This window comes from Pseudomonas sp. RIT357 (genome assembly GCF_000632245.1).
GTDB lineage: Bacteria > Pseudomonadota > Gammaproteobacteria > Pseudomonadales > Pseudomonadaceae > Aquipseudomonas > Aquipseudomonas sivasensis.
In genome coordinates, this window is sequence record NZ_JFYX01000012.1 from 405,150 (window position 1) to 417,805 (window position 12,656).

The 12,656-nt window shown below is 62.1% G+C and carries 14 protein-coding genes; 6 read left to right on the forward strand and 8 right to left on the reverse strand.

Annotated features, from left to right (window positions below):
- Positions 1-92 precede the first annotated feature (92 nt).
- The gene (locus BW43_RS16215; protein ID WP_032886383.1) at positions 93-1,358 is read left to right on the forward strand and encodes a CynX/NimT family MFS transporter; all 1,266 of its coding nucleotides are present in this window, start codon (positions 93-95) and stop codon (positions 1,356-1,358) included.
- Here the strand turns inward: BW43_RS16215 and BW43_RS16210 are convergent.
- The 8 genes from BW43_RS16210 to BW43_RS16175 all read right to left on the reverse strand — a co-directional run bounded on the left by BW43_RS16210 (position 1,355) and on the right by BW43_RS16175 (position 9,024).
- The gene (locus BW43_RS16210) at positions 1,355-2,002 is read right to left on the reverse strand and encodes a DUF1120 domain-containing protein (RefSeq protein ID WP_032886384.1); all 648 of its coding nucleotides are present in this window, start codon (positions 2,000-2,002) and stop codon (positions 1,355-1,357) included. The genes BW43_RS16215 and BW43_RS16210 overlap by 4 nt on opposite strands.
- 17 nt (positions 2,003-2,019) lie before the next feature.
- Positions 2,020-3,138: a DUF1120 domain-containing protein gene (locus BW43_RS16205; protein ID WP_032886385.1), complete on the reverse strand. Its 1,119-nt coding sequence runs from the start codon at positions 3,136-3,138 to the stop codon at positions 2,020-2,022.
- 3 nt (positions 3,139-3,141) lie between these two features.
- On the reverse strand, positions 3,142-5,568 hold the full coding sequence (locus tag BW43_RS16200; RefSeq protein ID WP_032886488.1) for a fimbria/pilus outer membrane usher protein: 2,427 nt from the start codon (positions 5,566-5,568) through the stop codon (positions 3,142-3,144).
- Positions 5,569-5,672: 104 nt separating this feature from the next.
- Positions 5,673-6,368, reverse strand: a complete 696-nt coding sequence (locus tag BW43_RS16195; RefSeq protein WP_032886386.1) for a fimbria/pilus chaperone family protein — start codon at positions 6,366-6,368, stop codon at positions 5,673-5,675.
- 28 nt (positions 6,369-6,396) lie between these two features.
- Positions 6,397-7,020 carry a DUF1120 domain-containing protein gene (locus tag BW43_RS16190; RefSeq protein ID WP_032886387.1) on the reverse strand — a complete coding sequence of 208 codons (624 nt, stop codon included), beginning with the start codon at positions 7,018-7,020 and terminating at the stop codon, positions 6,397-6,399.
- A 69-nt stretch (positions 7,021-7,089) separates the two neighbouring features.
- Positions 7,090-7,710, reverse strand: coding sequence for a DUF1120 domain-containing protein (locus tag BW43_RS16185; protein ID WP_032886388.1), 621 nt, complete (start codon positions 7,708-7,710; stop codon positions 7,090-7,092).
- Between the two features lie 30 nt (positions 7,711-7,740).
- Positions 7,741-8,355: a DUF1120 domain-containing protein gene (locus tag BW43_RS16180; protein ID WP_032886389.1), complete on the reverse strand. Its 615-nt coding sequence runs from the start codon at positions 8,353-8,355 to the stop codon at positions 7,741-7,743.
- 45 nt (positions 8,356-8,400) lie between these two features.
- Positions 8,401-9,024 carry a DUF1120 domain-containing protein gene (locus BW43_RS16175; protein WP_032886390.1) on the reverse strand — a complete coding sequence of 208 codons (624 nt, stop codon included), beginning with the start codon at positions 9,022-9,024 and terminating at the stop codon, positions 8,401-8,403.
- A 521-nt stretch (positions 9,025-9,545) separates the two neighbouring features.
- On the opposite strand from BW43_RS16175, the gene BW43_RS16170 reads away from it, so the two are divergent.
- The 5 genes from BW43_RS16170 (at position 9,546) to BW43_RS16150 (ending at position 12,635) form a co-directional block, all read left to right on the forward strand.
- Positions 9,546-9,902, forward strand: coding sequence for a hypothetical protein (locus BW43_RS16170; protein ID WP_050442825.1), 357 nt, complete (start codon positions 9,546-9,548; stop codon positions 9,900-9,902).
- 206 nt (positions 9,903-10,108) lie between these two features.
- Positions 10,109-10,744 (forward strand): response regulator transcription factor, encoded by a 636-nt coding sequence (locus BW43_RS16165; RefSeq protein ID WP_032886391.1) that lies wholly within the window; start codon positions 10,109-10,111, stop codon positions 10,742-10,744.
- Between the two features lie 96 nt (positions 10,745-10,840).
- Complete coding sequence (locus BW43_RS16160; protein WP_032886392.1) at positions 10,841-11,311, forward strand: nuclear transport factor 2 family protein; 471 nt, start codon at positions 10,841-10,843, stop codon at positions 11,309-11,311.
- 36 nt (positions 11,312-11,347) lie between these two features.
- On the forward strand, positions 11,348-11,623 hold the full coding sequence (locus BW43_RS16155) for a GIY-YIG nuclease family protein (protein WP_032886393.1): 276 nt from the start codon (positions 11,348-11,350) through the stop codon (positions 11,621-11,623).
- A gap of 76 nt (positions 11,624-11,699) precedes the next feature.
- Entirely contained in the window at positions 11,700-12,635 is a 936-nt protein-coding gene (locus BW43_RS16150) for a glutathione S-transferase family protein (protein WP_032886394.1), read from the forward strand.
- Positions 12,636-12,656: the final 21 nt, after the last annotated feature.

A 12,656-nucleotide genomic window follows, 5' to 3' on the forward strand; every position in this document is an offset into this window, starting at 1 on the left:
CAAATTCATCCAATGATTGGACGAAGCGCGCAACCCCGCCTTGAGCGAGTTGTACCACTCCTTCTACGCCATCCTCGGCGCCCAGTTGATCCATGAACCTTGAAGCCAAACGCACGACTGAACTTGAAGAACTGTTGATCGACGCCGAAGCAGACGACGACATCGTGCAGCAGGCGCCCGCGCCGCTGAACCGCCCTTGGTTGTTGCTGCTAGGCCTGGTCCTGGTGGCGTTGAACCTGCGTCCGGCGCTGTCGAGCATGGCGCCGGTGCTCGGTGAAGTGTCCAGCAGCCTGGGCTTGTCGGCCGCCAGGGCCGGTCTGCTGACCACCTTGCCAGTGTTGTGCCTGGGGCTCTTCGCGCCCCTGGCGCCGATCCTGGCGCGGCGTTTTGGCGCCGAGCGCGTGGTGCTGGGAATTCTGTTGACCCTGGCGGCGGGCATCCTGCTACGCAGTTCGTTCGGTGAAGTGGGCCTGTTCGCCGGCAGCCTGATTGCCGGCGCAAGCATTGGGATTATCGGCGTGTTGTTGCCAGGCGTCGTCAAGCGTGATTTCGCTCGACAGGCCGGCGCCATGACCGGCGTGTACACCATGGCGCTGTGCCTGGGCGCGGCGCTGGCTGCAGGCGCAACGGTGCCGTTGAGTCATTACTTCGGCGACAGTTGGCCGATAGGCCTGGGCTTCTGGATCTTGCCGGCGCTGATGGCGGCCGTGTTCTGGTTGCCCCAGGTCGGGCATAAACAGGGCGCGCATCAGGTGGCGTACCGGGTCAAGGGTTTGCTGCGTGACCCACTGGCCTGGCAGGTGACCTTGTACATGGGCCTGCAATCGTCCCTGGCGTACATCGTGTTTGGCTGGCTGCCGTCGATCCTGATCGGTCGTGGCCTGAGCGCCACCGAGGCCGGGTTGGCGCTGTCCGGCTCGATCATTGTGCAATTGGTCAGTTCGCTGGCCGCGCCGTGGCTGGCCACCCGGGGCAAGGACCAGCGCCTGGCGATTGTGGTGGTGATGCTACTGACCCTCGGCGGGCTGTTCGGTTGCCTCTATGCACCGCTCGATGGCTTGTGGGGCTGGGCGATTTTGCTTGGGCTGGGGCAGGGCGGCACGTTCAGCCTGGCGTTGACCCTGATCGTGCTGCGTTCCCCTGATGCCCACGTGGCGGCCAATCTGTCGAGCATGGCCCAGGGCTTCGGTTACACCCTGGCCTCGCTCGGCCCATTGGCCGTGGGCCTGGTGCATGACTGGACCGGCGGCTGGTCGGCCATTGGCTGGATCTTCGCGGTGCTTGGTGTCGGCGCGATCGCCGCGGGCCTTGGCGCCGGGCGGGCGCGGTATGTGCAGGTGACCAGCGAGAAAATCTAGAGGTACACCACCTCCAGCGTGGCGAGGCCGTCGAGCGCGATGTCGCGGCTCAGGTCGAGGTTTTGCGTGGCGTTGATCACGGTCTCGACCTGCACCGTGCTGGTCAATTCTTGAATCGCCGAAGGGCCGGCCGTGCTGCCGGCGATGTCCGTGAACCCAAGGTAACTCTTGGCGCCGATGTTGATCGGGTTGAGGTTGGCAGTGCGCCAGGCCAGGCCACCGGTGGTGGACTCGGTGCCATACACCAGCGTGCTGCCGTCGACGATGGTCTGGCGCGGGTCGAAGGCCATCGAGTACAGACCGATGCGGTTACCGCTATGGTCCAAGCCCAGGCCGTAGTAAATCTCGCTGTTGACCATCGCCGAACCGTCACGATTGTCCCGCATGCGCAAGGCGAAGCGGTTCGCGCCGTTGCAGGCAATGCTGACTTGCAACGGCTTGATGGGCAGACGCGTGCCCTTGTCCACGTTGAGGTCCTGACGGGAGATCTTGCCGTAGTCGATGACTGCACCGTTGGACAGCAGCGGCGTACAGGCGGTGGGCGTGAGACGGCCTGTGACCGCCAGATCCACCTGCGAGGCCGCCTGAACGGCGGTGCCTGCGGCCAGCAGCAGGGAAAGAAGGGCGATGTTGTGCGTTTTCATGAGGCTGATCCCTTGGGTTACAGGTAAATGATTTCGAGGGTGCCGGCGCCGTTGATGTGCACCATGTTGCGCAAGTCCAGCGATTCCATCGGCGCCAGGTAGGCCTTGATGCGCAGCGTGCCGGAGAGGTTCTGGATCGGCACCGGCCCCAACGTGCTGGCGGTGCGGTCGGTAAAGCCCATTAGGCTGTTGGCGGCGATGGGGATTTGGCGCGGGCTGGAGCTGCTCCACGCCGCCCCGCCACTGGTGGAGTCGGTACGATAGAGCGGGCCGAGGGCATCAGCGCTGAACTCGGCCGGGTCGATGTTCACGTAGTAGCGCCCGATCTTGTTGTGGCTGTAGTCCACGTCCAGGCCGTAGGCAGTTTCATCGGTGCCGCCGGTGGCGGAACCGTTGCGGTTGTCATGCATCTTCAGGGCGAAGGGCGTGGCGGCGTCGCAGCTCACGGAAAACTGCAAGGTACGCGTGGGCAGCGGCGTTTCACTGGTGGCGCTCAAGTCCTTGGCCAGCAGCCTGCCGTAATTCACCAGCCCGCCATTGGACAATAGCGGCACGCACGCCACAGGGGCGAAGTGCGCTTGCAGGGTCAGCTCTCGCTCGCTTTGCGGGTGGGAGACGCGGCCGGTCACTTCCCAAGTGGTCGCGTCCCGCACGCGTGTGGCGGCAGCATCGGCCCAGGCGCTCACGCTCAGTTGCAGCGTGAAATGCTTGCCGGTCAGCGGTGTGCCGTTGAGCATCGGGGCGATCCCGTGCCCCGGCCGCCAGCCGAGTGCGGCGCCGGTGGCCACGGGCGGCTGACCGTTGGCGGGCAGCAACCCTAGGTTGACCGCCTGGCCATCCAGCATTCCGTCGCTGACCTGTATGGCGTAGCTGCCGTGCTCGGTGAATTGCAGGCGCTCTGCACTTGCGGCGACAGCGCGATAGAACAGGCTCATGTCGCCGGGTTGCGCGCAGTTGAGTGTCAGGCTCAGACGGCGCTCGCCGAGTAGGCGCTGGGGGGCGCTGTCGTGCTGCGCGGCGCGGTTCATTGAGCCGAAATCCAGGCGCGCCTCGCTGAGGTTTAACTGGCATTCATCCGCGGCCAAGGCGCAGTTGGACACTATCAGCAGCAGGCAGGCAACTCTCAGGATGGGCATCGGTCATTCTCCAGGGGGATGGCAGCGGGCGTCGGCGGTTTCGAAATACACCGTGGGGTCGGGCTTGGTCGGCAGGTCGAAGCGCAGTTCACAGCGCCCGATGTCGGCGTTGCTGACCCACAGCGTGGTGTGCTCCAGCACGTTGGGCAGGAACACCTGGCTTCCATCCTGGATCAGGGTGATGAACTCGCCCTCGGCCGTGCTTACCACCGCGCCGCGCGGCAGCGGTTGGCCCTGATCAGTGCGTGCGGTAAGCAGCAACCGACGGGTGAGCGCCACGCCGAACTCGACGCGATCCACCGCACCGCGCCCGGCCGAAATCATCGCCAGGCCGTTGTTGATGTCGGCATTGCGCGGTAGCGAACGGGTCTGCACTTCGACCGGACTGCGGCCATAGGCGTTGACCTGGGACACCACCGCTTGCCCCTGCCAGTCGGTCCAGACCGGGCCGCTGGGGGTGCTGAGTTTGATGCCGCTCATGTCGCCCACTGACACCAGTGCGAACGTGTCGCGCACTGGATACGGCGAGAAGGTCAGACCGCTGCGGTGGGCCACCACGGCGCCGCGAGCGCCGCCTTGGTAGCTTGAACGTTCACTGTCGCTGCGGCTGTAGCTCAGGTCCAACTGGCTGTAGCGGGGCAGGGTGGACACGCCGACGGTGGTCTCGACCTGGCGGTCGCGGGTGTCGTATTCGGCGCTGACGCGGTAGCTGAGTTGATCGTCGATCTGCTCGTTGAGCCCGACTCCCGAGCGATGCTCGCCTCCCGAATTGCGCACCCACGCGCGGCCCCGGCGACGCTCGCCGAGGGGCAGGCTGAGGTTCAGGTACACCGCGTTGTCCTGCTGTTGGCGACCGCCCATCTGCCATTCGGCGCTGGCGGACAGCGATACGCCGCCGACACTGGTGCCCCACGAGGCCAGGGCACGGCTGCTGGTCTCGTCGTCAAAATTGCTGGAACGCGACACCCCGGCGCTGAACGCCCCTAGCGATGGGTGCGACCAGCCGAGAGTGACGCTTTGCTGGTCGCGGTAACGTGAGCGGCGATGGTGGTCGGGTTGGGTGTCGTAAGTGGTTTCTTCCAGATCGCGATAGCCCGGCGTGCGCCAGGAATTGGCCGCGCTGAATGACCATTGCTCACCCAGGCGCTGGGACCATGCGAGGTCGGTCTGCATGCCTTGGGCCTTGTCGTGGGACTGCGCATCGGAGAACTGGCTGGCCAGTTGCACTTGGCTGTCGAGCCCTGGCAGCCAGGCCAGGCTTGCGCCCACGCCGCGATATTCGCTGGCTGCGAGCAGGCCTCCGCCCACCGAGACTTGCGGGTGCACGGCGCCGTTCCAGCCGGCGCTGACAACCCAGGGGTCATCGCCTTTGGCGTCACCTATATTGCGTACGCGACCTGCGCCCACCGAATAACCGGCTGCTGGCAGGCCCAGGCCAAGCATCGCTGCCGGCACGGTAAAACGGCGCTCCTCGCCGGTGCTTTCCCGAACAGTCACTTCGACGTCCGAGCGGGTGTTCAAGCGCCGCACATCGCGCAAGGCGAACGGGCCGGCGGGGACTACCGTTGAGTGGATTAACGCGCCGTTCTGCCGCACTTCGACCTGCGCCGGGCTGTTGGCGATGCCCTCGATGGTCGCACCTTGCTCCTGGTCCAGCAGTGCCTGCTCGGTGAACACCTGCACGCCATTGATCTGCGCCCCGGACAGCACCGGGTTGTAGAGGCTGATCTGCCCGGCTTGCAGCACCGCCTGATGCTGGGCGAAGGTGCGCTGGGCGTAGGCTTCCAGGTGGGTACTGCGCGACAGGCCGTCCTGCCAGGTCTGCACCTGGCGGCTGCGCACGATCCAGTCGCCGGCGTTGAAGCCAACTTCGGTATTCGCCGAGCCGAAGCGGTTGGTGTCATCGCCCAACTGATTGTAGAAACCGCTCAGGTCATAGTTGAGCAAGGCCGCGACGCCGCCGGCTTGATACCCCGAGACATCCTGTTTCAGCGGTCGCAGGGCCTCGGTCGGCACCACCAGCGACACCGTCAGGGTGGCCGGGTCGGGTTCGATCAGGCTCTGGGGAAATTGGGCGAGAAAGTCGTGGCATTTGCCGCTGTCGTCCGGGATCACCAGGTTGGCGGCATCCAGTAACGTGCGGTCGAAACACAGGGCACCCTGTTGATCGAAACGGGCTTGCAGACGACCACGGTTTTGGCCGTTGACCCGCAGCGTCACCGCGTGTTTGCCAGCGGTAAAGCGCGGAGCTTCCAGCAGCAGGCTGGCCAGTTGCGGATCAATGCCGCGCTGGCTCAGGGTCTTGGAATCGAAACCGGAATCGGCATCGGCCCAGGTCACTTCAGGGAGCAGGGCGCAGGTTAACAGCCACGCCGGCAGGGCAAGGTGGGTGGGTGCGGCGGGCACGGCTTTGCCGTCACGATAATTCACGACTGTTTTCACCAAAGGCATTAAGTGTTGGACGTCTGTGCGTCGCGGTGACGGTCATTGCGCCGTCACTTCGTATTTACAGGCGCGAGCGTCTGTTTTTTTCGTTAGAGCACGGTGATAGGGGCTTCGTAGGCGGCCACCGCGAAGCCATAGAGGGTGGCCGGTTGCAGCCGGACAGTTTGGGCGCCGGTGCCGGTTACCGGTACACGCAATCGCTCGCCCGGCAACACGTAGGTGCGCGGCAGCATCGCCTTGCCGTTACCCGGAAGCAGGCTCAGTTCCTGGGCCAGTCGCACCACATACGGCGTGTCATTACTGACCTGCAATTGGTTGTTCTCAAGGGCCCAGGTCAAACCGGTCCAGGGCGTGCGATTGGGCGCCAGCCCTTCGGGATGAATGATCACCGGCAGGTTCTGGCGCACGGTCACGCCGACGCGGGCATGCCCTGCTTTGGTGGCGGCTCGGCCGGTGGGCATGCCTTCGAAAATCACCCGTTTGAGCCGCTGCGTCATCAGCGGCTGCTGCGCCTGCAAAATGAAACGCACCAGTTGCGATTTGCCGGGGTCCACGCGCGCCAGCGGGGGAGTGACCACCAACAACGGCTCTGTGTCTTCCGGAATGTTTTCGAGGGTGACGTGCAGCAGGGCCAGTTGGCTGTCGGTGTTAGTCACCGAAACGCTGGCCTCGCCCTCGCTTTCATGCACGATCACCACGGAGGTGTCGGGGACCATTCCGTCGGCCCTGGCATTCAGGCTGAACAGAAGTGTCAGGGCCGCGATGTTCAAAAGTAACGTCGTCATGACGGGGTTCCATTGGGCAAAAGAAGAATCAGAAGTAGCGCAGATCCAAGACGATCGACCCGTCCAAGGGCACCTCTTGATCCAGGGTCAGGTAGTTTGAAAAGTTGATGGACGTTTCTACGTGCAATTGGGCGTCCAGTTGGCGGATGAAATCCGGCTGACGGTCACCCGGTAGCGCGAAACCGGCATAGGCCTTTGGCTCGGCGTCGGGCCGCGGGGCCCAGGTTTCACCACCATCGGTGGACACCAGCACCTGCATGGGCTGCCCATCGCCCACCGCGTTGCGATAGGAAAGCGCCACACTGCCCATGCGCTCATCGGGGGCATGAATATTTCGACCCAGGCCGAAAACGCCCGGCGTCAGTGCTGATTCCGCGCGATTGTCGATGCCCGCCAGCGCAAACAGCATGGGCCGCGCGCATTGCACGGAGAGTTCCAGTCGCTGGCTTGGCAGCACGGTGAATTCATCGCTGTTGAGGGTATGCGTGGGAATCTTGCCGTGGTCGACATTGCCTTCTTCCGACAGCTCGACGTGGCAGGCGTCCGGGGTGAGCCTGCCGGTCACCGTGACGTCGACTATCGATGCTGCGCTTGTCGGTGCGGCGAAGGTCAGTGTGAGCAGAACGGCAAAAAGGTTGGGCTGCAGGTTCATGGGGATCACTGGCTGGAGGACGGTGGCCGTACGTAAAGGCGACCATGCCTGAGCATGGTCGCCCTGGCGTTACAGGTACTTCACTTCCAGGGTGGCCGAACCATCCAGGGTGACCTCGTTGGTCAGGTCCAGGCCGTCGGTGCGGGCGATCGAGGTGTTCACCTGCAGGTCAGCCACCAATTCCGTGGCGGGTACTGGCGTCGAGGTGTCACTTGTGGCCGCTACCGACATGTAGAGGCCAGGGTCCCAGAACCTTTCTTCGTACCACGTCTTGCCGCCATCACCGGAGGCGATGGTTTTCACTGGGGCGCCGTCGGCGATGGCGTTCTCCAAAATCAGCGTGAACCACCCCAGTTTTTGCGTGCCGTTGATCAGGCCCAGGCCGTACAGCGTGCTCATCAGTGCCGATTCTGCCCGGTTATCGATTGAGTTCAGGGCAAACGTGGTCGGACCATCACAATTCACTTCGATAATGAGGGTGTGCGTGCCGATGAGCGTGGGGTTGTTCGGGCGCAGGTCCTTGGCGGAGATTTTGCCGTGATCGATGATGCCGCCGCCGGATAGGCTGGGCGTGCAGGCACTGGGAACGATCAGGCCCTTGACCGCCAGGTCGACGGTGGAGGCTGCGAAGGCGGTCGCGCCGGTCACCAGCATCACGCTGGCTGCGACGGTACTGAGCAGGGTTTTCATGGCGAACTGATTCCTTTCGATAATGGGTAATTACAGGTACTTGAGTTGGATGGTGGCGTGACCGTCGATGGGGACTTCGTCCAACAGGGTCAAGCGCTCCGAAGGGGCAACGTGGGTATACAGACGGATCTCGGCGTCAAACTCCTGGGCGGCGATGGGCGTCTCTTCACCGCTTTTCGCAATCGTGGTCAGCCACAGGTGATTCAACTCATTGGCGGGTCTCCAGGTGACGCCGCCATCCTCTGAATTAATCATGCGTACCGCGACGCCATCCGCAACGGGGGTGTAAAGGTGAAAGCTTGCCCCACCGATTTTTTCGTCACTGGGCGTCATCCCCAAGCCATGCCACCGATCATGGTTGGCCGACGTGCCGGCGCGGTTATCGATGGTGTTGAGGGTGAAAAAAGTGGGGCCTTCACAGCGCACACTCACATGCATGCTTTGGTTGGGCAGGGAGGTGTGCTGGTCGGCATTGAGCGACTTTGCCGACATTTTTCCGAAGTCGACCATGCCGCCATCGGAAATCAGCGGCGCGCAGGCGCTGGGCGTAATCGTGCCGCTCACGCTGAGGTCGGTATTGCTGGAGGCAAACACGACGGGAGTGAACAGCAATAGCAGCGCAGTGCGAGTGGCACATAGGTTCATAGGGCAATCACCATTTGAGCGGGGTGGAAGGACGTTGGGTGGGCGTTACAGGTACTTCACTTCAAAGGTCGCCGAACCATCCAACTGCACCTCGTTGGTGAGTGTTAGAGATTTGGCCGGCGCGATGGCGGTGTTGAGCACCACTTCCACACTCATGTCTTGCAATGGGTGCGGCAGCCAGCCGTTGGTAGCGTCGAAGCTACCCAGTGCGATCAAGGCGTTAGGCACGACCGCATCGTCTTCATACAGCTCTCCCCAGCGACCTTCGCCGCGCGTACTCAGCAAGGTTGAGGCTACGTCAGCCACTGGGTTGCGCATGGTCAGGAAATACCTGCCCAGTTTCTCGGTGTCGTTGATCAGGCCCAGGCCAAAAGCACTGTTTTGGGTAGAGGAACCGGTGCGGTTGTCGAAGGGCGTGATGGCAAACAGTGTCGAACCCTCGCAACTGACCGACAGTTTTATGGTTTGGTCAGGAAGCCGGGTTTGGACGTCGGCATTCAGGTCTTTGGCTGAGATCTTTCCGAAATCGACAGCTCCCGGCAGGCTGGGCGTACAGGCGCTGGGCGTGATTACGCCCGTTACTGTCATGTCCACGCTGCTGGCGGCAAACGTCGGCAGCGCATTGGCGAGCAGCAGGACAGAGCTCAACAGGGTCAGGGATTTGTTCATTTCAATACATTCCACTACAGGGCTGGCTGATAAAGGCGCGCACACCGCATCGTCCGATCTTTCAAGGAGGACGGTGATCAGGGCGGCTGGTCGTGTTTGATTGGGCTCGCCGGTGGCAGCAAGTCCATTCCCTCTTTGCGGGGTGACGGCAATTTAGCTGCCGGGTGGGGGCGGGGAAATACAACTTTTACGACAATCCTGGCCGGCGTTATTCCTACCTAAGTGCGTGGGAATTAATGATCAAATTTGTAGGAAAGTTAGTGTTTTTCGTAGTTGTTGTATCGCCAGGTTCATAGGTAAACCGTTATTTGTCGCTGCTTATTAATGGTCATGTGAGTGTCACGCAAGTGTCGCACGTTGTTCTCGGTTGGCTGTTAAAGCCTTTCACCCACTCACGATGTGTGCCGAGAACCCATGGGCTTGAAAATTAATGTAAGCGCATTGAGGTGAGTCTGGTGACAAGGGTATTTTTTAATCCAGTACCTGTCCTGAAGTTGACACCTTTACTCTCGCCACCGTTGATGGAAGGCCCCGCTGATGGTGCGCGCCATACCGCCTGGCCGACACGCAGCAGCCTGATCGAGATTTTCGGCAGTGATGAGGTGGTGAACCGCGTGCTGGTCAGTCTGATCAACGAAGCACGGGAAGATGACGCTTTGCTTGACCAGGCCCGGGCCAGCGCCGATGCGCCATTGGTGGTAGAGCGCCTGCACCGTTTGGTGGGGAGTCTGGCGTTCGTGGGGGGCGCTGATCTGGAATTGAGTGGCGAGCAACTGATCGCGCATGTCAAAGCCCGAGGCGTCTTGGCCAGTACCCCGCATTTGCAAGCGTTTCAGCGCAACTTGCATGTCTACATCCGTTATCTGAGTCGGTTATGAATAGTGCTGCCTGGAAGTTCGCAAGATGCTGTTCGGATGTGTACTAGGTTTTGGATGTAGGTAATTTCTTTTTATGTTGTAGGCATGAAGTTATTGGCTATCAATTGCTGGGCGCGGTCCGAAACGTGTCGCGTCAGGTAGTTGTTGAGCCGCTTGGACAGGGGTATTTTTGCGCGAATTCATTTTGCCATCATTCGTGGGTATTTATGCTTCGTGTAATTGTTGCCGACGATCATCCCATTGTGCGTATCGGCCAACGGGTGGTGATTGAGGCGGGCGGTAAATGCAAAGTGGTTGGCGAGGCCGATGGGCCCGATGAATTGCTCCGGTTATTGGAGACCGTCGCCTGTGATGTGCTGGTGACCGACTTCGCCATGCCGGGCGGTCAGCAGGCGGACGGTTACGGACTGCTGGGCCTGTTGCGCCGCCAGTATCCGGATTTGCCGGTGATCCTGGTCACGATGTTTGCCAATGTCGCGACGCTGCGTGCGTCGTTCGCCCATGGCGCGCGGGCGATCGTCGCCAAGAGCGCGTCGGCCCGGGAGCTGCCGGTTGCGATCAGCACCGTGATCAAAGGCCAGACCTTCGCCAGTGAATGCCTGCGCGCGCAGATGGAGGAGGCAGGCACGGGGGATCAGTCGCAACAGCCGCAATTGTCGAGCAAGGAACGCGAAGTGGTGCGCATGCTCGCCAGCGGCATGACCGTCAGCCAGATCGCGGCGCGGGTCAATCGCAGTATTTCCACGATCAGTAAACAGAAAAGCACGGCCATGAGCCGGCTGTGCATTTCCACCGACGTCGACCTGTTCGCCTACGCCCGCAGCTGCGGCATGGTGCCCTAGGGTTTGGGCCGTCATCACCTGTGCAAATGCCGATAGAGTTTTGCCGGTGCGCAGACTATCTTGAGCGGCCTACAACCCCAGGTTTGGAAGCTGCCCATGAGTGATGCCCACAACGCCTTGATTACTGAGTTTTACAGCGCCTTCCAGCGCCTGGATGCCGAGGCCATGGCCGCCTGCTACACCGACGACGTTGTGTTCAGCGACCCGGCCTTCGGCGAATTGCGCGGCCGTGATGCGGGCGACATGTGGCGCATGCTGACCACGCGGGCCAAGGATTTCTCCCTGACGTTCGACCATGTACGCAGCGATGACACCACCGGCAGTGCGCATTGGGTGGCGACTTACCTGTTCAGTGCCACCGGCAACACCGTGGTCAACGATATCGGCGCGCGGTTCGTGTTCCGCGACGGCAAGATCTGTGAGCACCACGACCACTTCGACCTGTGGCGCTGGTCGCGCCAGGCGTTGGGCATCAAGGGCCTGTTGCTGGGCTGGTCGCCGGCCTTGAAAAATGCCGTCCGCGCCCAAGCACGCAAAGGCCTCAAGGCATTTCAGGCCGGGCGTTGATAAGATTGGCGCTCCTCTGGCTTGCTGACATGAACTGTGACTGATCTTCCTCCACCCAAGCCCTGGTTCGTCTACCTGGTGCGCGCTGCCAATGGCTCGCTGTATTGCGGCATCAGCAATGATCCGCTGCGCCGCTTCGCCACGCACCAGAGCGGCAAGGGCGCGCGGTTCTTCCTGTCCAGCCCGGCCGTGGCGCTGGTATACACCGAGCAATGCGCAAGCAAGGGCGAGGCGCTGCGCCAGGAGCGGTTGATCAAGAAGCTGAAGAAGAGTGCCAAGGAGTGTTTGGCGGCGCAGGGCTCATTGATCTGACTGATGGGTTCCCATCACGCCGCCATAGCCCGTTGCGCGCTAAGCTGCGGGTTCATTTTTCCAAGTGGACCCCGGCATGTCTGAACTCATCCTGCACCACTACCCAACCTCTCCATTCGCGGAAAAAGCTCGGCTGCTGCTGGGTTTCAAAGGTTTGTCCTGGCATTCGGTGCATATCTCGCCGGTGATGCCCAAGCCGGACCTGACGGCCCTCACCGGCGGCTATCGCAAAACCCCAGTGCTGCAAGTGGGCGCCGATATCTATTGCGACACCGCCTTGATTGCCCGTCGCCTTGAGCAGGAAAAAGCTGCGCCGGCGCTGTTCCCGCTGGGCCAGGAAATGATCACCCAAACCTTCGCCACCTGGGCCGACAGCGTGGTGTTTGCCCACGCGGTGAGCCTGGTGTTCCAGCCAGAATCGGTGGCGGTGCGTTTTGGCAAGCTGCCACCGGAAGCGATCAAGGCGTTTCTTGCCGACCGCGCCGCGCTGTTCAGTGGCGGCACCGCGAGCAAGCTGCCGACTGAGCTGGCCAAGCACCAATGGCCGGCGATCATGGCGCGGCTGGAGCAGCAACTGCAGCGTGAGTCGGGGGACTTCCTGTTTGGCGAGCCGTCGATTGCCGACTTTGCTATGGCCCATCCGTTGTGGTTCCTCAAGGCCACGCCGGTAACCGCGCCGTTGGTGGACGCGTATCCGGCCGTATCTGCGTGGCTGGGGCGTGTGCTTGGTTTTGGTCACGGCACGTCCAGCCAAATGACTGCCGAGCAGGCGTTGGAGATTGCGCGCGACGCCACACCGGCGCCGCTGCCGGACGAGGTGTTCGAGGACTTGAATGGCTTCAAGGCCGGCCAGCAGGTGACCATCGGCGCCATCGACTACGGCGTCGACCCGGTCGCCGGCGAATTGCTCTTTGCCGGGCGCGAAGAGCTGATCCTGCGCCGCACCGACCCGCGTGGCGGCACCGTGCACGTGCACTTCCCGCGCTTTGGCTTTCGCATTCAGGCGCAGTAAGAAAAATATTTGCAAATAAAC

Bases quoted from the DNA above. Each gene is read 5' to 3' on its own strand.
- BW43_RS16215 (WP_032886383.1), top strand. From the start codon at position 93: ATGAACCTTGAAGCCAAACGCACGACTGAACTTGAAGAACTGTTGATC.
- BW43_RS16210 (WP_032886384.1), bottom strand. From the start codon at position 2,002: ATGAAAACGCACAACATCGCCCTTCTTTCCCTGCTGCTGGCCGCAGGC.
- BW43_RS16205 (WP_032886385.1), bottom strand. From the start codon at position 3,138: ATGCCCATCCTGAGAGTTGCCTGCCTGCTGCTGATAGTGTCCAACTGC.
- BW43_RS16195 (WP_032886386.1), bottom strand. From the start codon at position 6,368: ATGACGACGTTACTTTTGAACATCGCGGCCCTGACACTTCTGTTCAGC.
- BW43_RS16190 (WP_032886387.1), bottom strand. From the start codon at position 7,020: ATGAACCTGCAGCCCAACCTTTTTGCCGTTCTGCTCACACTGACCTTC.
- BW43_RS16185 (WP_032886388.1), bottom strand. From the start codon at position 7,710: ATGAAAACCCTGCTCAGTACCGTCGCAGCCAGCGTGATGCTGGTGACC.
- BW43_RS16180 (WP_032886389.1), bottom strand. From the start codon at position 8,355: ATGAACCTATGTGCCACTCGCACTGCGCTGCTATTGCTGTTCACTCCC.
- BW43_RS16175 (WP_032886390.1), bottom strand. From the start codon at position 9,024: ATGAACAAATCCCTGACCCTGTTGAGCTCTGTCCTGCTGCTCGCCAAT.
- BW43_RS16170 (WP_050442825.1), top strand. From the start codon at position 9,546: ATGGAAGGCCCCGCTGATGGTGCGCGCCATACCGCCTGGCCGACACGC.
- BW43_RS16165 (WP_032886391.1), top strand. From the start codon at position 10,109: ATGCTTCGTGTAATTGTTGCCGACGATCATCCCATTGTGCGTATCGGC.
- BW43_RS16160 (WP_032886392.1), top strand. From the start codon at position 10,841: ATGAGTGATGCCCACAACGCCTTGATTACTGAGTTTTACAGCGCCTTC.
- BW43_RS16150 (WP_032886394.1), top strand. From the start codon at position 11,700: ATGTCTGAACTCATCCTGCACCACTACCCAACCTCTCCATTCGCGGAA.